We start from the raw sequence: 17,965 nt of genomic DNA on the forward strand, positions 1-17,965 counted from the left end.
TCTGCCCCTGATTCGTCAGAGCGCCGGATCGGGCCGGCGCGATTTGATGAGGTAGCCGAGGCCGAGCACGAGCAGCGCGCCCAGGATCGCGGCCGGATATTCAAGCTTGTGCAGCAACTCCTCGCCGAAGCGGGCGATCAGCCAGGGATCGCTCTCGAACATCTCGCCGGCGACCCAGCCGAGCAGGGCCGCGCCGGCCCAGACCAGGACCGGGAAGCGCGTCAGCAGGCTGGTGATCAGCGAGGCGCCGAGCACGATCAGCGGGATCGAGATGATGAGGCCGGCGATCAGCAGCGGAATCGAATCCTTGGCGACCGCGGCGATGGCCAGCACGTTGTCGAGGCTCATCACGATGTCGGCGATGGCGACGGTCTGCACCGCCTTCCACAGCTTGCTGCTGGCGGCGATCGAGCCTTCGTCCTGGCCCTCGTCCTCGACGATCAGCTTGACGGCGATCCAGATCAGCAGGCCCGCGCCGACGATGCGCAGGAATGGCGTGTTGAGCAGCGAGGCGATCAGCACGGTGAACAGCACGCGCAGCACCACGGCGACGCCGGCACCGAGCGCGATGCCCTTGGTTCGCTGCTGCGGGGCCAGCGCGCGACAGGCGAGCGCGATGACGACCGCGTTGTCGCCCGAGAGCACGATGTTGAGCAGGATGATCTCGGCCAGCTTGCCCCAGGCCAGGGGGTCGACGAAGGAAACCGACGACAGATCCATCACCTCAAATCCTTGCCTTCAAATCCGTTGCGGCGGCCGGCCGGGGCCGCCCTAGAGCGCCTGCTCGACTGCCTTGCCGGCGGCTTCCGTGCCCAGCGAGCCGCCGAGATCGCGGGTGCGGGTACGCGCATCGCCGAGCGAGCGCTCGATCGCGGCCTCGATCGCCTGCGCGGCTACGCGCTCGCCGAGATGGTCGAGCATCATCGCGCCCGACCAGATCATGCCGACGGGATTGGCGATGCCCTGCCCGGCGATGTCCGGCGCCGAGCCGTGGACCGGCTCGAAAAGCGAGGGGTGATCGCCGGTCGGGTTGATGTTGCCGGAAGGCGCGATGCCGATCGTGCCGGTGCAGGCCGGGCCGAGATCGGAAAGAATGTCGCCGAACAGATTGGAGGCGACGACCACGTCGAAGCGGTCCGGGTTCAGCACGAAATGCGCGGTCAGGATGTCGATATGATACTGGTCGACGGCGACATCCGGGTAGTGCTTCGCCATCTCCTTCACCCGCTCGTCCCAGTAGGGCATGGTGATCGAGATGCCGTTCGACTTGGTGGCGGAGGTCAGCTTCCTGCGCGGGCGGCGCTGCGCCAGCTCGAAGGCGTATTTCAGCACGCGGTCGACGCCGACACGGCTCATCACCGTCTCCTGGATGACGATCTCGCGCTCGGTGCCGGCATACATGCGCCCGCCGACCGAGGAATATTCGCCCTCGGTGTTCTCGCGCACGACGAAGAAGTCGATGTCGCCCGGCTTGCGGTTGGCGAGCGGGCCGGGCACGCCCGGCATCAGGCGGACGGGGCGCAGATTGACGTATTGGTCGAACTCGCGCCGGAAGAGCAGCAGCGAGCCCCAGAGCGAGATGTGGTCCGGCACCTGCTGGGGCATGCCGACGGCGCCGAAATAGATCGCGTCGTGCCCGCCGATCTTCTCCTTCCAGTCGTCCGGCAGCATCTTGCCGTGCCTGGCGTAGTAGTCGCAGGAGGAGAAATCGAACTCGTCCAGGCGCAGCTCGAAGCCGAACTTCTTCGAGGCCGCCTCCAGCACGCGCAGGCCCTCGGGCATGACCTCCTTGCCGATGCCGTCACCGGCGATGACGGCGATGCGATACACGCGATTGGTCCCGGTCATGCAGCTTCTCCGAAGAAGGCCCTGAACTCCGCGGCGACGAGATCAGGGACCTCCTCCGCGAGATAATGGCCGCCCGGCAGGGCGCGGCCGCGCACATCCTGCGCACGCTCGCGCCACAAGGCCAGCGGATCGAAACATTTGCCGATGATGCCGTTCGCGCCCCAAAGCGCAAGCAGCGGCGGCTCCAGCTTGCGCCCGCCATCCTCGTCATCGTGCCGGATGTCGATGGTCGCGGCGGCGCGATAATCCTCGCAGCTGCCATGGATCGCGGCCGGATCGGCGAAGCAGCGCAGGTAATGCGCCAACGCCTCCGGAGCGAAGGGTGTCATGCCGGCCGAACCGGAACCGCATTTCTTGCGCCAAAAGGCCTCGGCATCGGCGCCGATCATTCGCTCCGGGAAGGGAGCAGGCTGGATCAGGAAGAACCAGTGCCAATAGGCGCGGGCGAAGGCATCGGTCGTATGGGCGTACATCTCCCGCGTCGGCGCGATATCGAGCGTGGCGAGGCGGATGACCCGCTCGGCGTGGTCGAGCGCGAGGCGGTGCGCGACGCGGGCGCCGCGATCATGCGCGCCGATGAAGAAGCGCTCATGGCCGAGCGCGCGCATCACCTCGACCATGTCCTGCGCCATGGCGCGCTTGGAATAGGGCGCGTGCTCGGCGTCCGTCGGCGGCTTGTCGCTGTCGCCATAGCCGCGCAGATCGGCGCAGACGATGGTGAACTCGCCTTTCAGCCGCTCGGCGACCTTGTGCCAGAGCACATGAGTCTGCGGATAACCGTGCAGCAGCAGGAGTGGCGGCCCCTCCCCGCCCATGCGCACGCGAATCCGCGCGCCCGACGTCTCGACGTCGAGCAGGCGGAAATCGGGAAACAGCTTATCCGTGACGGGGCGTTCGGCGAGGCTCATCAGATCGCGGCGAGGCAGGGGATGTGCCAGCCGATACTCCGAAAGCGCGGGGATTTCTCCCGCGGATTATTACATAATCCTGATCAATGGTAAGGCGCCACCGGCCAAGCAGACTGCCGAAACAGTCAGGCTGGGCCGTCATGCTCGCCCTTGTGGCGAGCATCCAGGTCTCGAACACCACTCTACTGGAAGGCAGACGCGGGTGGTCGGGACAAGCCCGACCATGACGAAGTGCCGGCTCAGCCGCGCAGCGTGGCGCCGTAGCGCTTGCCGATCTCGGCGACGATCTTGGCGCCGACCGCCTCGATCTCCGCCTCGGTCAGCGTCTTCTCGGTCGGCTGCAATGTCACGGCCAGCGCGACCGACTTCTTGCCGGCCTCGACGCCCGGCCCCTCATAAAGGTCGAAGACGCCGACATTGGCGATGAGTGCACGGTCGGCGCCCTGTGCCGTCTTGACCATGTCGCCGGCCGCCACCGCCTTGTCGACGATGAAGGCGAAGTCGCGCGTCACCGGCTGGAAGTCGGACAGGGCGAGCTTCGGCTTGACCTTGGTGGGCTTGGCCTTGGGCAGCGGCAGCGCGTCGAGATGGATCTCGAAGGCGACCAGCGGCCCCTTGACGTCGAGCGCCTTGAGGATGCGCGGATGGACCTCGCCGAAGGCGCCGACGACGCCCTTCGGGCCGAACTGGAGCGTCGCCGAACGGCCGGGATGCGCCCAGGCCGGGCCACCGGCGACGATCTGCAGGCCGCCGGTCGGAATGCCGAGCCCGGAGAGCAGGCCGAGCACATCGGACTTGGCGTCGAAGGCGTCGACGGGCTTGGCGCCACCATCCCAGCGACGGCCGGTGCCGTCGAGGCGGGCCGTGCCGCGGCGCAAGCCGGCGGCTGCGATCAGCTGCCCTTCCGGCTCGTCGCTCTTGAAGACCTGGCCGACCTCGAACAGCGCGACATCGGGGAAGCCGCGATCGGCATTGGCCTGCGCCGAGCGGATCAGGCCCGGCAGCAGCGAGGGGCGCATATCCGAGAGATCGCTCGCGATCGGGTTGGCGAGGGCGAGCTTCGGCGAGCCGCCGCCGAAGAGCTTCGCCTGGTCGTGCGAAATGAAGGACCAGGTCACCGCCTCGACGAGACCACGCGCCGCCAGCGTGCGCTTGGCGAGGCGCGTGCGCTTCTGGAGCACGGTGAGGACCGGCTTGACGACCTCGCCCTTGATGCGCGGCAGCGGCGTCGAGGCGACGCGATCGAGCCCGGCGATGCGGACGATCTCCTCGACCAGATCGGCCTTGCCGCCGACATCGGCGCGCCAGGAGGGCGGCGCGACCTTGACGCGGTCGCCCGCGCCCGAGACGTGGAAGCCGAGCGAGGTCAGCGCCAGCTTCATCTCGGCCTGCGGCAGCTCGAGCCCGGTCAGGCGCTTGACCTCGGACCAGGGGAAGTCGATCGCGCCGGGGCTTTCGGGCAGCTCGCCGGCGAATTCGATCTCGGAAGCCTCACCGCCGCAGAGCTCGATGACCAGCGCCGTGGCGAGGTCGAGGCCCGGACGGGTGAAGTCGGGATCGACGCCGCGCTCGAAGCGATAGCGCGCATCCGAATTGATGCCGAGCGCGCGGCCGGAGCGGGCGACGTTCAGCGGGTCCCAGAGCGCGCTCTCGATGAGCACGTCGGTGGTCGTCTCGCTGCTGCCGGAAGCCTCGCCGCCCATGATGCCGGCGAGCGACTCGACCCCGTGCTCGTCGGCGATCACGACCTGCTCGTCGGTGAGCGTGTAGGTCTTGCCGTCGAGGGCGAGGATGGTCTCGCCAGCCTTGGCGCGGCGGACCGTCAGGTTGCCCCGCACCTTGGCAGCGTCGAAGACGTGCAGCGGCCGGTTGCGGTCGAGCGTCATGAAATTGGTGATATCGACCAGCGCGTTGATGGGGCGCAGGCCGACGGCACGCAGCCGCGACTGCAGCCAGTCCGGCGACGGACCGTTCTTGACGCCGCGCACGAGACGCAGAGCGAAGGCCGGGCAGAGCTTCCTGTCCTCATCGGCGAAGTCGAGCGTGACCTTGACCGGGCACGGGAAGGAGCCGCGCACCGGCTGGATGGCCTGCGGCTTGAGCTTGCCGAGGCCGGCGGCGGCGAGGTCGCGGGCAATGCCGGCGACGCCGAGAGCGTCGGCCCGGTTCGGCGTCACCGCGATCTCGATCACGGCGTCGTCGAGCCCGGCATAGGTCGCATAGGGCTGGCCGACCGGCGCGTCGTCCGGCAGCTCGATGATGCCGTCATGGTCGTCGGAGAGCTCGAGCTCGGCTTCCGAGACCAGCATGCCATTCGATTCGATGCCGCGGATCACGCCCTTGCCGAGCGTGATCTTCTTGCCGGGAATGTAGCTGCCCGGCGGCGAGAACACGCCCTTCATGCCGGTGCGGGCATTCGGCGCGCCGCAGACGACCTGTACGGGCTCGCCTGCGCCGGTGTCGACCATGCAGACGCGCAGGCGGTCGGCGTTCGGGTGCTGCTTCGCCTCGATGACATAGGCGATGGTGAAGGCAGACAGCGCCGCCGCGCGATCCTCGATCGCCTCGACCTCGAGGCCGATGCGGGTCAGGGTCTCGGCGATCTCGGCAACGGAGGCGTCGGTGTCGAGGTGCTCTTTGAGCCAGGAAATCGTGAACTTCATCGATCTACGTCCATCGGGGCGAGCACTTCCACCAAACGGAAGCGCTCACAAAGCAAGGGCATGTCAGGGCTGAAGACGCCGAGGCGCCGAAAATAGGTCTCGTGGGCGTCCCGCCACCAGGCCAGCGAGCGGTCGCCCTCCCCTTCGTCGAAGGCAAACGCCTCGTCAACTTCGTCGAAGCGCCGCGGCGTGAGCTCCAGCGTTTCGATGACGCAGACAGGACGGCCATCGCCATCCAGGACGACCCACTGCTCTCCGAGCTTGGGACGATCCGGAGCGTCGAGCGTGTCCACCGTCGCGGTCTTGCGGCCGCTGATGACCAGCGCCGCGAGTTCGTTCGCGAGCTCCGGGCTGTCGCCGAAGGAAAAGCTCGGGCAGCCGCGATAGCGCTCGGGCAAGGAGGCGATCAGGTCAGCGTCCATCGTGCCCCGCCTGTGCCGAGGCCGCCGGCCGCGCATCGTTGAGCTTGTTGGCGCCGTCGGCGCGGATCTTCATGGCGTTGCCGCGCCAGCTCACCTCGCCGCCGATGAAGGCATAGGCCCAGATGCCGGGGAAGGCGATGTCGCGTGCCAGCATGGCGAGCGGAGTACGCCAGTTCAGGAACCAGCCGACGCTGGCGGACAAGAGGATATCGCCGGCATACCAGACGAGCAGGACGAGGAGCGGCGCAAGCCAGACCGACAGCCCCAGCGCGGAGGCACCGAAGGCAGCGAGCACGGCGGCAAGGAAAGGCGTGGAGAGGATTTCCAGCGCGAAGAACGGCAGGAAGGTCACGCGCCGCAGACGCGCCCAGCGGAACTGGCGCTGCACGACGTCCCTCAGTCGGCGCCGGCCAAGCGGCTGCTCGAAGGGCTGGCCGACGAGATGGACCTGCCGGCCGGTATTGCGCACCAGCTTGGTCGAGGCCGCATCCTCGGCGATCTCGGCGCCGAGCGCGGCGATGCCACCATTGGCGTCGAGGAAGGGCTTGTTCCAGAGCATCGACTTGCCCTGCGCGAAGCCGAGGCCCAGCGCCTCGCCGACATATTGCCAGCGCGCCTGGAAGGCATTGAGGAAGGCGCATTCGACTTCGGCGCCAATGCACAGAGGCCGGGAGCCGGCCGGCGTCGAGCAAACGAGGCCGGTCGCGGGCTGCCAGGCGGCCAGCATGCGCTGAATGTAATCCTTGGGCATCAGCACGTTGGAATCGGCGAGGATGACCCAGTCGGTCGCCGCCGCCTCCCAGCCGCGCACGCAGTTGTTGAGCTTGGGATTGGCGCTGACCGGGACATCGCCGACGATCAGGCGGACCTTTTCAGCGCCATAGATGCCGATCAGCTCCTCGATCAGCGGGATGATCGGATCATGGGCGTCGGCGACGCAGAAGATCGTGCAGTAGTGGGGATAATTGAGTTCGAGGCCCGAGATCGCCGTCTCGCGGCTGAAGGCCTCGATACCGCGCACCGGCCTGACGATGGTGACCGGCGGCAGGGCAGCGAGCAGGGCAGAATTCTGAACGGGCCGGCGCAGCCGCCAGAGCGCGATGACCTGGCTCGCCAGGTTCATCACGACCAGCAGCACGGCGATCGCCGCCGCCCAGCCCGCAGGCGTCATCGCGCCCTCCCCTGCCCGGCTCGCGCCGTCATGAGGAGAGGCCGGCGGTCAGCGTCGGCAGGTCGAGCGGGCGGAAGCCGTAATGCGACAGCCAGCGCACATCCGCCTCGAAGAAGGGGCGCAGGTCCGGCATGCCGTATTTCAGCATGGCGATGCGGTCGATGCCCATGCCCCAGGCGAAGCCCTGATAGACCTCGGGGTCGAGCCCGCAATTGCGCAGCACGTTCGGATGGACCATGCCGCAGCCGAGGATCTCGAGCCAGTCGTCGCCCTCGCCGAAGCGGATCTCGCCGCCCTTGCGCGAGCACTGGATGTCGACCTCCATCGAAGGCTCGGTGAAGGGGAAGAAGGACGGGCGGAAGCGCATCTTCACGTCGTCGATCTCGAAGAACGACTTGCAGAACTCCTCCAGGATCCACTTGAGGTGGCCGAGATGAGCCGACTTGTCGATGACCAGCCCCTCGACCTGATGGAACATCGGGGTATGGGTCTGGTCGGAATCGTTGCGATAGGTCCGGCCCGGGCAGATGACGCGGATCGGCGGTGCCTCGGCCAGCATGGTGCGGACCTGCACCGGCGAGGTGTGGGTGCGCAACAGCTTGCGCTCGCCATTGGCGTCCGGCGCAAAGAAGAAGGTGTCGTGCATCTCGCGGGCGGGATGGCCGACCGGGAAGTTGAGCTTGGTGAAATTCAGGTCGTCGGTCTCGACGTCCGGCCCCTCGGCGATGGCGAAGCCCATATCGCCGAAGATCGCGGTGATCTCGTCGATGACCTGGCTGATCGGGTGAATGCGGCCGCGCGCCTCGGGCCCTTCCTGCACCGGCAGGGAGACGTCGACGCGCTCGGAGGCCAGCCGCGCCTCCAGCGCCGCTTCGCCCAGCGCTTCCTTGCGGGCCGCGATGGCGCCCTGCACACGGTCGCGCAGGCCGTTGATCTGCGGGCCCTTCTCCTTGCGCTCGTCCGGCGTCATGCCGCCCAGCGTCTTGAGCAGCGCCGAGATCGAGCCGGACTTGCCGAGCGCGGCGATGCGCACATCCTCGACGGCGGCTTCATCGGCGGCAGTGTCGATCGCGACAAGGACGTCGCGTTCCAGGGTGGCGATATCGGTCATGAATGGGTCGCAAGCGTTTGAAGGCGTGGGAACGGGCGCGTTCTAGCGGGAACGGCCGGCTTATGCCAGAGCGAAGCGACGGGAAGCGGAACCGGCTTCGCGCAGGGCGCCGAATGCGCGCCCCGCAGCGGGGTGACGATCTGTCCCTTTGTGCGCGCCCCGAATCCTTCCGAAGAAGGGGCTTCGCCTTTCGACCCGGCGCAGAGCCGATGCAGGAGGATGCCTTGCCCGACAACACCGCCCAGAAGGAATCGCCGTCCTATCGGCTCGCCGCGCTCGATCCCGACTTCATCCTCGGCGATTCGACCCGTGGCGTCCGCTTCATGCTGGAGTATCAGAAGGCCGAGGATCATCTCAGGGCGCGCGGCGTCGTCTCGACCATCGTCGTCTTCGGCTCGGCGCGGGTGCGCGAGGGCAACCCCTGGTACGAGGCCGCCCGCGCCTTCGGCCGCATCGCCTCCGAGCGCGGCGGCGCGCTGCGCGACGGCGATGCCGGCCGCCACCACGTCATCGCCACCGGCGGCGGGCCGGGCATCATGGAGGCCGCCAATCGCGGCGCGATCGAAGCCGGCGCTCTCTCGATCGGCTTCAACATCACGCTGCCGCACGAGCAGGAGCCGAACGCCTGGTCGACGCCGGACCTGACCTTCCGCTTCCACTATTTCGCGATGCGCAAGATGCATCTGGCGATGCGCGCCGCAGCGCTGGTGGTTTTCCCGGGCGGCTTCGGCACGCTCGACGAGCTGTTCGAGATCATGACGCTGGTGCAGACGGGCAAGATGAGCCCGGTGCCGATCGTGCTCTACGATTCCGGCTTCTGGCAGGGCCTGCTCAATCTCGACCGGATGGCCGAGGCCGGCTTCATCCGCCCGGACGATCTCAAGCTGTTCCACTATGCCGACACGCCGGAGCAGGCCTATGACCGGATCGTCGAAGGCGCCGGCGCGGACTGGCACCCGCCGACGAACGGCAGCGTTCAGGCGTGAGAGCGTACGGCGTCGTCATGGTCGGGCTCGTCCCGACCATCCACGCCTCCGGCCGCCGCCCGCGGCGTTCAAGACGTGGATGCTCGCCACAAGGGCGCGCATGACGGCAGAGCCTGAAGAACCCTGAAGAACAAAGAAAAAGGCCGGCGTCACCGCCGGCCTTTTCCAAATTCAGCGACGCAAGGCTGCTCAGGCGGCCTTGGCTTCGGCGCCCAGCACGCCCTTGACCGTCTCGACCACGGCAGCGAACGAAGCTGCATCGTCGATGGCCATGGCCGACAGGGTCTTGCGGTCGAGTTCGATGCCCGACTTGGTCAGGCCGCCGATGAAGACCGAATAGGTCAGGCCGTGCTCGCGCACCGCAGCGTTGAGGCGCTGGATCCAGAGCGCGCGGAACGAGCGCTTCTTGTTCTTGCGGTCGCGATAGGCGTACTGCATCGACCGATCGACGGCCGCCTTGGCGGCGCGGATCGTGTTCTTGCGGCGGCCATAGAAGCCCTTGGCGGCCTTGAGCGTCTTCTTGTGCTTGGCGTGGGCGGTAACGCCCCGTTTCACGCGAGCCATATCATGATCTCCGGAATGTCAGGTGGCGTCAGCCGTTGGGGAGGAAGAACTTCTTCACGTTGGCAGCATCGCCCTCGAAGAGGGTGGTGGTGCCGCGGTGGTTGCGGATCTGCTTGTTGGTCCGCTTGATCATCCCGTGACGCTTGCCGGCCTGGGCGTAGAGCACCTTGCCGGTACCGGTGATCTTGAACCGCTTTTTGGCGGCCGATTTGGTCTTGATCTTGGGCATTTCAGCTCCTCAATGGTCGTAGCCGCGCGTCTTTTGAACGCGTTGCCAATGTCTTGCTTTCAGGAAGCAAAGCACGACCGCCACGGCAGCCCTTATCAGCCGGGCGATCGAAGGCCGGCCCTATCGCAGAAAATGCCGCCTCTGGCAAGTGCGAAGCCGGCAATCCCGGATGGGGCGCATCGGAAACCGGGCCGTTGCCCGCCCGCTTCCTTCAAGCGCAGTTCCCGACGTAAGGTCAACCGGCATCCGCATCTGGAGACCCTCCCCGTGAAGAAGCTTCTGCTCAGCCTCGCCGCCGGCCTCGCGCTGGCGGCCGCCGCCTCGGCCCCGGCGCTTGCCCAGTCGACGCTCGACAAGATCAAGGCGCGCGGCCACATCATCTGCGGCACCAGCGAAGGCGTGCCGGGCTTCTCGCTGCAAGACGGCAACGGCGTCTGGAAGGGCTTCGACACCGATGTCTGCCGCGCGCTGGCGGCTGCGATCTTCAACGACCCGGACAAGGCGACTTACCTGTCGCTCTCGAGCAAGAACCGGCTCGTCGCGCTGCAGAGCGGCGAGATCGACGTGCTCTCCCGCACCACCACCTGGACGCTCGGCCGCGACATCGGCCAGGGCCTGACCTTCACGACGGTCAACTATTATGACGGCCAGGGCTTCATCGTCCGCAAGAAGCTCAATGTGAACAGCGTCAAGGAACTCGACGGCGCCTCGGTCTGCGTCTCGCAGGGCACGACCACCGAGCTCAACCTCGCCGATTACGGCCGCACCCATGGCCTGAAATTCGAGACCGTCGCCTTCGCGACGCTGGAGGACACCGTCCAGGCCTATGAGGCCGGCCGCTGCGACGCCTACACCACCGACCTCTCGGCGCTGGCCGGCACGCGCGGCCGGCTCAAGAACCCCGAGGAGCATATCCTGCTCCAGCAGGTGATCTCGAAGGAGCCGCTCGGCCCCTGGGTCCGCAAGAACGACCCGGCCTGGTTCGACCTGGTGCGCTGGACGGTCTTCGCCCTGATCAATGCCGAGGAACTCGGCGTGACCCAGGCCAATGTCGAGGAGATGGCGAAGACGTCGCAGAACCCGGAAGTCCGGCGCATGCTCGGCGCCGAGGGCAAGTTCGGGGAGTCGCTCGGCCTCGGCAACGACTGGGTCGTGCGGATCGTCAAGGCGGTCGGCAATTACGGCGAGAGCTTCGAGCGCCATTTCGGCCCGAAGACGCGCAACCCGCTGCCGCGCGGCGTCAACAAGCTCTGGACCGAAGGTGGCCTGCACTACGCCCCGCCGATCCGCTGATCATCCGATGCTGCCGGGCCACCCTCCCAGGGCGGCCCGTCGCTTCCATGTTCAGGCCGGTTCGCAGACGGCCGCCTGGTTGCGGTCGCCGAGAAGCCGGGCATAGCCGACGAGCGTGGTCAGCAATCCGATGACGCCGGCAGCGACCGAAACCCAGAAGCCGCTATGGGCTCCGAAGGCGTCGATCAGTGCGCCGGCGGCAGAGGCGCCGAAGGCCATCCCGATGCCGATCCCGGTGATGCCCCAGGTCATGCCCTCGGTGAGCTGACGGGCCGGCACCAGCCGCTCGATCAGCCCCATGGCGATGATGATGGTCGGCGAGACGGCCGCACCGGCCATGAAGAAGACCAGCGCCAGCGAGGCCAGGCCGGTCACCGCCAGCAGCGGCAATGTCGTAGCCGCAGCCAGCGCGATCGCCGCGACGAACTGCGTGGCGAGCGACGCCCTGAGCCTGAGCGCTCCGAAGACGAGGCCGACGATCAGCGAGCCTGCCGCATAGGTCGCCAGCACCACGCTCGCCATCGCCTTCTGCCCCTGCGCCTCGGCGAAGGCGACCGCGGTGATCTCGGCGGTGCCGAAGATCGCCCCGATGGCGATCATCGCGAGCACGACGACCTGCACGCCGCCGAGCCGAATGACCGAGGCTTCCATGCCGGCAGCGCGGGCGCGAACCGGCGGCTCCGTCCGCCGCTGCGCGCAGAGCAGCGGCACGCCGACGAGCAGGAAGACCATGGCGGCAAGCGGACCCGCCTCCGGAAAGAGGCTGACGCTGAGCCCGATCGCGACGATCGGGCCGATGATGAAGATGATCTCGTCGACCACCGATTCGAAGGCGAAGGCGGTGCGCAGCTGCGGCGTGTCGCGATAGAGCTCCGTCCAGCGCGCCCGCACCATTGCGCCGATGCTCGGCATCACGCCGGCGAGCAGCGCGAAGACGAAGAGCAGCCAGCTCGGCGCCCCCGCCCATGTCGAGAGCATGAGGCCGCTCAGCGCCAGAGCTCCTGCCCCGGCGGCCGGCATCAGCACGCGTCGCTGGCCATAGCGGTCGACGAGCCGCGAGACCTGCGGGGTGATCAGCGCGGAAGCGAGCGCGAAGACGGCGGCGACGGCGCCGGCGACGGCGTATTCCCCGCGCCGCTCCGACAGCATCGTGACGATGCCGAGGCCCACCATCGACGCCGGCAAGCGCGCGACGAAAGCCGCGGACGAAAAGGCGAGCGCGCCGGGTGCGCGAAAGATCTCACGATAAGGATTGGGCATGGCCTGGACCGAAGGGGCGGACATACGCCGCGTATGTGAATCGATAATTGCATACATTCCGTATGTCAATTAACATACGGAGCGTATGTGAAAGGGATATGATGGCTCGCAGGCTTCGCGCCGACATGATCGCGGCAACCCGCGCCAGCCTGATCGCCGCCGCACGCGAGGCGTTCGGCACGATCGGCTATGCGGCCGCCTCGATGGATGATCTGACCGCGGCGGCCGGCCTCACCCGCGGCGCACTCTATCACCATTTCGGCGACAAGAAGGGGCTGTTCGCCGCCGTGATCGACCAGATCGATGCGGAGATGACGATACGGCTGCGTGCCGTCTCGGCCCGTGCCGCGGATCCCTGGACCGGCTTCCGCGACTCATGCGCCGCCTATCTCGCCATGGCGCGCGAGCCCGAGATCCAGCGCATCATGCTGCGCGACGGCCCGGCCGTGCTCGGCGATCCCTGGGGCTGGCCGCTCCAGAACGACTGCATCCGGATGATGGCCCAGGGACTGAACGAGCTTGTCAGAGAGGGCGTGCTGGCCCCGCTCGATCCGGAGGCCGTGGCACGCCTGATCTTCGGCGCCACCCAGCATGCGGCGCAATGGATAGCCCATGCGCCCGACCCGGAGGCCGCCCTGCGGGCTGCGACCGACGCCTTCGACGCGATGCTCAAGGGGTTGCTGCGCAAGCCAGCATGAAAAAGGGCGCCCGAGGCGCCCTCTTTCGGTTATCCCGAACAAGTCTTGCGAGATTGCCCGCGCCTCAGCGCGGCGCGAGCACCATCACCATCTGGCGGCCTTCGAGCTGCCAGTCGCTCTCGACCTTGGCGACCTCGGCCGTATCGACCTTGACGCGCTCGAGCACCTTCACGCCGAGATCCTGATGCGCCATCTCGCGGCCGCGGAAGCGCAGGGTGACCTTTACCTTGTCGCCTTCCTCGAAGAAGCCGTGCATGGCCTTCATCTTCACCTCGTAATCGTGCTTGTCGATGCCGGGGCGGAGCTTGATCTCCTTGATTTCGATGGTGCGCTGCTTCTTGCGCGCCTCCGAAGCCTTCTTCTGCTCGAGAAAGCGGAAGCGGCCATAATCGAGGATCTTGCAGACGGGCGGCACGGAGTTCGGGGCGATCTCGACGAGGTCGAGGCCGGCATCCTCGGCGATCTTCAGGGCCTCGAAGAACGACACCACGCCACGGTTGGCGCCGGTATCGTCGATGAGCTGAACCTCGCGAACTCCGCGGATGTCACGGTTCGAACGGGGGCCTTCCTTGGTCGGGGCCGGTGCGGCTCGGTACGGACGACGAATGGGGTATTCTCCTGTATTTGGCGCAGTTCGCGCCGCTGTTGCAGACACATTGCACAAAGACACGCGTTGTCAATGCATGACGCCGCGTCGGCAGGCATTCGCCGCCGCCTTGTCGCCTCAACGCTCCAGCAACGCGCAATAGACGTCGAGGGTTTCGGTGACCATCGCCTCCAGCGAAAAGTGCCGCTCGACATGCTCCCGCGCGCGCCTCGCCAGCGCATCGCGCGCGGAAGGCCGCAGCGCCAGCGCCTCGGCGAGGCCAGCCGCCAGCGCGGCCGCGTCGTCGGGCGGGATGCGCCAGCCGGTGCGCTCGCCCGGCGCGACCTGCGGCGGGGCCAGCACCGTCTCCGGCACGGCGCCGAGATCGGAGACCACGACGGGCGCGCCCATCGCCTGCGCCTCCACCGCGACGCGGCCGAACGCCTCCGGTTCGGTCGAGGGCACGGCCACGACCGCCGCCGAGAGCATCGCCGCCGGCATGTCGGTGCAATGGCCGACCCGGCGGACGCGGCCCTCCAGCCCCGCCTTGGCAATGAGCTGGTCGAGCTCCTTGACGTAGCCGTCCCGCCCCTGAGCATCGCCGGCCAGGATGAAGGCGGTCTCGCCGTCGCCGCCGTCGCGCATCAGGCGCGCGGCCTCGATCAGCACGCGCTGCCCCTTCCAGCCGGTCAGCCGGCCGGGCAGCAGCACGATGCGCTGATGCGGCTCGACGCCCCAGGCCTTGCGCAGCGCCTGGACCCGGTCGGCGCCGACCGCCGCCGGCGCGAAGGCCGAGAAATTGGTGCCGCGATTGACCACCCTGATCCGGTCGCGCGCCATCGGGTGCTTCGAGAGGATCAGCTCGGCCGTATAGGCGGAGTTGGCGATGACGACGTCACCGCGCGCCATCACCGAATTATAGAGCGTCTTCACGGCCGAACGGCTGTTGTAGGAGCCGTGATAGGTGGTGACGAAGGGCAGTTTCAGCAGCTTCGCCGCGCCGAGCGCGACCCAGGCCGGGGCGCGCGAACGGGCATGGATCAGCTCCACGCCCTCCTGCCGGCAGAGCAGGACCAGCTTGCGGATGTTCAGCGCCATCCCGATCGGGTTCTTCGAGGCCGCCGGGAAAGGCAGCCAGACGCCGCCCTTGGCCTGCAGCTCGGCGACGAGGCGCCCGCCTTCGGTGGCCACCAGCGCGCGGGCGCCGGCGTCGGTCAGACCCTTGGCGATGTCGACGGCGGTGCGCTCGGCACCGCCCGCCTCGAGTTCAGGAATGATCTGCAGGATCGTCCGCCCGGCCAGCGGATGCGTTTCGGTCGAAGGCAGTGAAAGATGGGCACCCGGCTTGAAGGACATGCGCTCTGAGTCTGGACTTTCGTTTGTCGAGGCGAATATGCCCCTATCAGATAGTGGCCGCAGCCTCCAATCGCCGCGGCCAAGCGATTCGCCACAGGAGATTTGCCTTGGAGCGCCAGCCGCCGCAATGGCTCGATGTCGGAGACGGCCCCTCCGGCCGCCGCCTGGCCTTCCTCATGCAGGAAGGCGAAGGCGCGCCGGTGGTCTGGCTCGGCGGCTTCCGCTCCGACATGCGCGCGACCAAGGCCGAGGCGCTGGCCGACTGGGCCCGCGGCGCGGGCCGGGCCTATCTGCGCTTCGACTATGGCGGCCATGGCGAGAGCGAAGGCGACTTCGGCTCCTTCACCCTCTCCGACTGGCTTGAGGACGCGCTGGCGGCGATCGCGAGCCAGTGTCGCCGGCCGCCGATCCTGGTCGGCTCATCGATGGGCGGCTGGATCGCCCTGCTCGCGGCGCGCCGCCTGTTCGGCACACCGCTGCAGCCCGCCGGCCTTGTACTGATCGCGCCTGCGGTCGACTTCTCCGAGGAGCTGATGTGGGCTCAGATGCCCGATGCGATCCGCCGGACGATCCTCGACGAAGGCGTCTGGCTGCGCCCCTCCGAATACGCGCCCGAACCGACGCCGATCACCCGTGCCCTGATCGAGGACGGGCGCCGGCACCTGATGTTCGGCGGAGAAATCAAGGCGGGATGCCCGGTCCATATCCTCCAGGGCATGCGCGACCCCGACGTGCCCTGGCGCCAAGCGCTCAAGCTCGTCGAGCATCTCAGCGGCGATCCGGTCGTGCTGACGCTGATCAAGGACGGCGATCACCGCCTGTCGACACCGGAGGATATCGTGAGGTTGCAATCGGCGGTCGCCGGGATGGCGACCGCGCCCTGAGCGGTGGGAAGCCCGGTCGGCGTCAGTGGACGCTGACCATCTTCAGGTCGTGCTCCCAGGCATTGGCCGTCGCGGCCTCGCGCGAATCCGTGACCAGGATCGGCGCACCGTCGGCCGAGAGCAGGGTGAAGAGCTGCAAGCCGGATTCGATCTTCGGAGCCTGCGGGAAGATCCGCATCAGCTCGTCGGAAGTCATCGACTTGACATAGGCGACCTCGCCGGTGCCGAGCGCGGCGAATTCCGCAGGGGTCAGCGGGTTGGCCTGGATCAAATTCCTGTCCTGTTTCATCGCGCCCTCCTTTCGAGCAGTGCGAATGCGGTTCTGATACTGCGCCTTCAATTATGAACAGATGTGAAAACCGCCGCCGCATCCTTCAGAAGCTGGACGGTCACCCGCCCTCTACTCGCGGCTCATGATATCGATACGCCGGATGAGCCGTTCCGGTTCCGGCCTGACCAGATCGATCGCGAGCAGGCCGTTCGACAGGTCGGCGCCGAGGACTTGCATCCCGTCGGCCAGCAGGAAGCTGCGCTGGAACTGACGGGCGGCAATGCCACGATGCAGGAACTGGCGATTCTTGTCGTCGCTCTGGCGGCCCCGAATCGTGAGCTGGTTTTCCTCCAGCGTGATCTCGAGTTGCTCCCGAGCAAAGCCCGCGACGGCCAGCGTGATGCGCAGACGATCCGGCTCGTCCTCGGTCCGGGGCAGCCGCTCGATATTGTAGGGCGGATAACCCTCGCTCGCGCCCTTGGCGACACGGTCGAGCGCACGCTCGATATCGTCGAAGCCGAGCAGGAACGGGTGGGACAGGCTAGGCGTACGCGTCATCTCTTCAGGCCCTCGAAAGGCGCCTCACAAACATCGGGACCCGCCACTGGCAGCATCCCGCGGGCGAAAGGCGAACCCTTTCGCTTGGCCAAGATATGGCGAAGTGCCCGCCCCGCTTCAAGAGGAGCGCAAGGGTGCCTCCCTCACCATGTCACCTTGACGCCCAACCGCCCGTCATAGGCGTGGGAACGGCCGTCGAAGCCGATCGAGTAACCCGCAGAGGCATAGAGCGCGGTGTTGCGCCAGAGCTGCGCGTCGACGCCGACCCTGGCCTCGCCCCAGGCCCCACCGAGATCCGAGCGGAACGGGACCATGCCGGAGGCGGAGGAGAACGAGGTCTTGGGATCGCCGAGGAACTCGTTCCACAGGCTCGCCTTCAGCCATGCCGTCAGCATGCGCGGGCGCGGTCCCTCGTCCAGCGCCCAGCCCTTGGCGAGGCGCGCGCCGATCCGGCCGGCGAGCGACTCGACATCGGAAAAGCGCACCAGCGCCGCCCCGTCATGGCCGGAGCCGTTGACCAGCGTCTGGTAGATCAGCTGCGCCTGCGGCTCGATGGTCCAGCCATTGCCGAGCGCAATCGGATAACCGCCTTCCAGCGAGGCGGCGAAGCCAAAGCCGTCGCGGTTGAGTTTGAACTGGCGCTTGGAGTCGGCCTCGGCGTCGAACCAGGTGCCCTGCACGACGCCGTCGAGATACCAGCCCGAGGCGCCAAAATGGGTCCAGTAGGCGCCGATCGAATAGCCGTCGATAGTGTTGGTGCCGGCCTTGATGCCGTTGAAATGGCGGACATCGCCCTGGATGCGGCCGATCGCGCCGTAGATGCCGGCATGGTCGCGGCTGCCGTCGGCATTCATCCCGCGATAGAGGTCGAGGCCGGCCTGCAGCGCATAGATGTCGTAGTCGAAATTCGGGCCGTTGCGGAAGATCCCGCCCGGCCCGCCATCCTGGTTACCGTGCGTGCCGATGATCCGGGCCCAGCCGGCCGAGGCATAGGAGCGATTGGCCGCCACCACGCTGTCGGGCAGGCGCACGACGGTGGTGCAGCGGAAGTTCTTCTCCGGATTCTTGCACCAGATCGTGCGCTCCTCGGTGACGGGAGCGGTCTCGAGCGGACGCAATTCGCCCATGCGCTCATGCAGGCTGTCGATGATGGTGCG

19 protein-coding genes are annotated in these 17,965 nt (G+C 67.5%); 4 read left to right on the forward strand and 15 right to left on the reverse strand.

Annotated features, from left to right (window positions below):
• Positions 1 to 15 precede the first annotated feature (15 nt).
• The 7 genes from B5Y19_RS14825 to pheS all read right to left on the reverse strand — a co-directional run bounded on the left by B5Y19_RS14825 (position 16) and on the right by pheS (position 8,123).
• Positions 16 to 720: a TerC family protein gene (locus B5Y19_RS14825; protein WP_055731058.1), complete on the reverse strand. Its 705-nt coding sequence runs from the start codon at positions 718 to 720 to the stop codon at positions 16 to 18.
• Positions 721 to 771: 51 nt separating this feature from the next.
• Positions 772 to 1,848, reverse strand: coding sequence for a tartrate dehydrogenase (locus B5Y19_RS14830; protein ID WP_055731057.1), 1,077 nt, complete (start codon positions 1,846 to 1,848; stop codon positions 772 to 774).
• Positions 1,845 to 2,756 carry an alpha/beta fold hydrolase gene (locus B5Y19_RS14835; RefSeq protein WP_139384401.1) on the reverse strand — a complete coding sequence of 304 codons (912 nt, stop codon included), beginning with the start codon at positions 2,754 to 2,756 and terminating at the stop codon, positions 1,845 to 1,847. The genes B5Y19_RS14830 and B5Y19_RS14835 overlap by 4 nt, the downstream gene beginning before the upstream one ends.
• 239 nt (positions 2,757 to 2,995) lie before the next feature.
• A complete protein-coding gene (pheT, locus tag B5Y19_RS14840) occupies positions 2,996 to 5,419 on the reverse strand; it encodes a phenylalanine--tRNA ligase subunit beta (RefSeq protein ID WP_079591656.1) in 2,424 nt (807 codons plus the stop codon).
• Positions 5,416 to 5,841, reverse strand: a complete 426-nt coding sequence (locus B5Y19_RS14845) for an ASCH domain-containing protein (RefSeq protein ID WP_055731055.1) — start codon at positions 5,839 to 5,841, stop codon at positions 5,416 to 5,418. The genes pheT and B5Y19_RS14845 overlap by 4 nt, the downstream gene beginning before the upstream one ends.
• On the reverse strand, positions 5,831 to 7,012 hold the full coding sequence (locus tag B5Y19_RS14850; RefSeq protein WP_055731054.1) for a glycosyltransferase: 1,182 nt from the start codon (positions 7,010 to 7,012) through the stop codon (positions 5,831 to 5,833). Before B5Y19_RS14850 ends, B5Y19_RS14845 begins: the two co-directional genes overlap by 11 nt.
• A gap of 28 nt (positions 7,013 to 7,040) precedes the next feature.
• Positions 7,041 to 8,123 (reverse strand): phenylalanine--tRNA ligase subunit alpha, encoded by a 1,083-nt coding sequence (gene pheS, locus B5Y19_RS14855; RefSeq protein ID WP_055731053.1) that lies wholly within the window; start codon positions 8,121 to 8,123, stop codon positions 7,041 to 7,043.
• Between the two features lie 209 nt (positions 8,124 to 8,332).
• Here pheS and B5Y19_RS14860 point away from each other — a divergent pair, with 209 nt between their 5' ends.
• Positions 8,333 to 9,109, forward strand: a complete 777-nt coding sequence (locus tag B5Y19_RS14860) for an LOG family protein (RefSeq protein WP_055731052.1) — start codon at positions 8,333 to 8,335, stop codon at positions 9,107 to 9,109.
• 189 nt (positions 9,110 to 9,298) lie between these two features.
• On the opposite strand, the gene rplT is transcribed toward B5Y19_RS14860, so the two are convergent.
• Both rplT and rpmI read right to left on the reverse strand, forming a co-directional pair.
• Positions 9,299 to 9,673 carry a 50S ribosomal protein L20 gene (gene rplT / locus B5Y19_RS14865; RefSeq protein ID WP_055731051.1) on the reverse strand — a complete coding sequence of 125 codons (375 nt, stop codon included), beginning with the start codon at positions 9,671 to 9,673 and terminating at the stop codon, positions 9,299 to 9,301.
• A gap of 28 nt (positions 9,674 to 9,701) precedes the next feature.
• Positions 9,702 to 9,902, reverse strand: coding sequence for a 50S ribosomal protein L35 (gene rpmI / locus B5Y19_RS14870; RefSeq protein ID WP_047575639.1), 201 nt, complete (start codon positions 9,900 to 9,902; stop codon positions 9,702 to 9,704).
• Positions 9,903 to 10,169: 267 nt separating this feature from the next.
• On the opposite strand from rpmI, the gene B5Y19_RS14875 reads away from it, so the two are divergent.
• Entirely contained in the window at positions 10,170 to 11,195 is a 1,026-nt protein-coding gene (locus B5Y19_RS14875) for an amino acid ABC transporter substrate-binding protein (RefSeq protein WP_055731050.1), read from the forward strand.
• Positions 11,196 to 11,246: 51 nt separating this feature from the next.
• Here the strand turns inward: B5Y19_RS14875 and B5Y19_RS14880 are convergent, their stop codons facing one another.
• Positions 11,247 to 12,455 (reverse strand): MFS transporter, encoded by a 1,209-nt coding sequence (locus B5Y19_RS14880; RefSeq protein ID WP_055731067.1) that lies wholly within the window; start codon positions 12,453 to 12,455, stop codon positions 11,247 to 11,249.
• A 101-nt stretch (positions 12,456 to 12,556) separates the two neighbouring features.
• Here B5Y19_RS14880 and B5Y19_RS14885 point away from each other — a divergent pair, with 101 nt between their 5' ends.
• On the forward strand, positions 12,557 to 13,153 hold the full coding sequence (locus tag B5Y19_RS14885) for a TetR/AcrR family transcriptional regulator (RefSeq protein ID WP_055731066.1): 597 nt from the start codon (positions 12,557 to 12,559) through the stop codon (positions 13,151 to 13,153).
• Positions 13,154 to 13,217: 64 nt separating this feature from the next.
• Here the strand turns inward: B5Y19_RS14885 and infC are convergent, their stop codons facing one another.
• Both infC and B5Y19_RS14895 read right to left on the reverse strand, forming a co-directional pair.
• A complete protein-coding gene (gene infC / locus B5Y19_RS14890; protein WP_055731065.1) occupies positions 13,218 to 13,760 on the reverse strand; it encodes a translation initiation factor IF-3 in 543 nt (180 codons plus the stop codon).
• 117 nt (positions 13,761 to 13,877) lie between these two features.
• A complete protein-coding gene (locus tag B5Y19_RS14895; protein WP_079591658.1) occupies positions 13,878 to 15,095 on the reverse strand; it encodes a glycosyltransferase family 4 protein in 1,218 nt (405 codons plus the stop codon).
• Between the two features lie 176 nt (positions 15,096 to 15,271).
• On the opposite strand from B5Y19_RS14895, the gene B5Y19_RS14900 reads away from it, so the two are divergent.
• Complete coding sequence (locus B5Y19_RS14900; protein ID WP_079591665.1) at positions 15,272 to 15,979, forward strand: alpha/beta hydrolase; 708 nt, start codon at positions 15,272 to 15,274, stop codon at positions 15,977 to 15,979.
• A gap of 22 nt (positions 15,980 to 16,001) precedes the next feature.
• On the opposite strand, the gene B5Y19_RS14905 is transcribed toward B5Y19_RS14900, so the two are convergent.
• From B5Y19_RS14905 to B5Y19_RS14915, 3 genes are all read right to left on the reverse strand, one after another.
• Positions 16,002 to 16,268 carry a BQ00720 family protein gene (locus B5Y19_RS14905; RefSeq protein ID WP_055729874.1) on the reverse strand — a complete coding sequence of 89 codons (267 nt, stop codon included), beginning with the start codon at positions 16,266 to 16,268 and terminating at the stop codon, positions 16,002 to 16,004.
• Positions 16,269 to 16,379: 111 nt separating this feature from the next.
• Entirely contained in the window at positions 16,380 to 16,808 is a 429-nt protein-coding gene (locus B5Y19_RS14910) for an Hsp20 family protein (protein ID WP_047579573.1), read from the reverse strand.
• A gap of 143 nt (positions 16,809 to 16,951) precedes the next feature.
• On the reverse strand, positions 16,952 to 17,965 hold a 1,014-nt coding region (locus B5Y19_RS14915; RefSeq protein WP_139384402.1), incomplete at its 5' end, for an autotransporter family protein.

Source organism: Allobosea thiooxidans (assembly GCF_900168195.1).
Taxonomy (GTDB): domain Bacteria; phylum Pseudomonadota; class Alphaproteobacteria; order Rhizobiales; family Beijerinckiaceae; genus Allobosea; species Allobosea thiooxidans.

Excerpts from the sequence above, each read along its gene's own strand:
- B5Y19_RS14860 (WP_055731052.1), top strand. The coding sequence starts at position 8,333 with ATGCAGGAGGATGCCTTGCCCGACAACACCGCCCAGAAGGAATCGCCG.
- B5Y19_RS14900 (WP_079591665.1), top strand. The coding sequence starts at position 15,272 with ATGCAGGAAGGCGAAGGCGCGCCGGTGGTCTGGCTCGGCGGCTTCCGC.
- rpmI (WP_047575639.1), bottom strand. The coding sequence starts at position 9,902 with ATGCCCAAGATCAAGACCAAATCGGCCGCCAAAAAGCGGTTCAAGATC.
- B5Y19_RS14830 (WP_055731057.1), bottom strand. The coding sequence starts at position 1,848 with ATGACCGGGACCAATCGCGTGTATCGCATCGCCGTCATCGCCGGTGAC.
- B5Y19_RS14880 (WP_055731067.1), bottom strand. The coding sequence starts at position 12,455 with ATGCCCAATCCTTATCGTGAGATCTTTCGCGCACCCGGCGCGCTCGCC.
- pheT (WP_079591656.1), bottom strand. The coding sequence starts at position 5,419 with ATGAAGTTCACGATTTCCTGGCTCAAAGAGCACCTCGACACCGACGCC.
- B5Y19_RS14825 (WP_055731058.1), bottom strand. The coding sequence starts at position 720 with ATGGATCTGTCGTCGGTTTCCTTCGTCGACCCCCTGGCCTGGGGCAAG.
- B5Y19_RS14905 (WP_055729874.1), bottom strand. The coding sequence starts at position 16,268 with ATGAAACAGGACAGGAATTTGATCCAGGCCAACCCGCTGACCCCTGCG.
- B5Y19_RS14850 (WP_055731054.1), bottom strand. The coding sequence starts at position 7,012 with ATGACGCCTGCGGGCTGGGCGGCGGCGATCGCCGTGCTGCTGGTCGTG.
- B5Y19_RS14835 (WP_139384401.1), bottom strand. The coding sequence starts at position 2,756 with ATGAGCCTCGCCGAACGCCCCGTCACGGATAAGCTGTTTCCCGATTTC.
- B5Y19_RS14895 (WP_079591658.1), bottom strand. The coding sequence starts at position 15,095 with ATGTCCTTCAAGCCGGGTGCCCATCTTTCACTGCCTTCGACCGAAACG.
- B5Y19_RS14910 (WP_047579573.1), bottom strand. The coding sequence starts at position 16,808 with ATGACGCGTACGCCTAGCCTGTCCCACCCGTTCCTGCTCGGCTTCGAC.
- B5Y19_RS14885 (WP_055731066.1), top strand. The coding sequence starts at position 12,557 with ATGGCTCGCAGGCTTCGCGCCGACATGATCGCGGCAACCCGCGCCAGC.
- B5Y19_RS14845 (WP_055731055.1), bottom strand. The coding sequence starts at position 5,841 with ATGGACGCTGACCTGATCGCCTCCTTGCCCGAGCGCTATCGCGGCTGC.
- rplT (WP_055731051.1), bottom strand. The coding sequence starts at position 9,673 with ATGGCTCGCGTGAAACGGGGCGTTACCGCCCACGCCAAGCACAAGAAG.
- pheS (WP_055731053.1), bottom strand. The coding sequence starts at position 8,123 with ATGACCGATATCGCCACCCTGGAACGCGACGTCCTTGTCGCGATCGAC.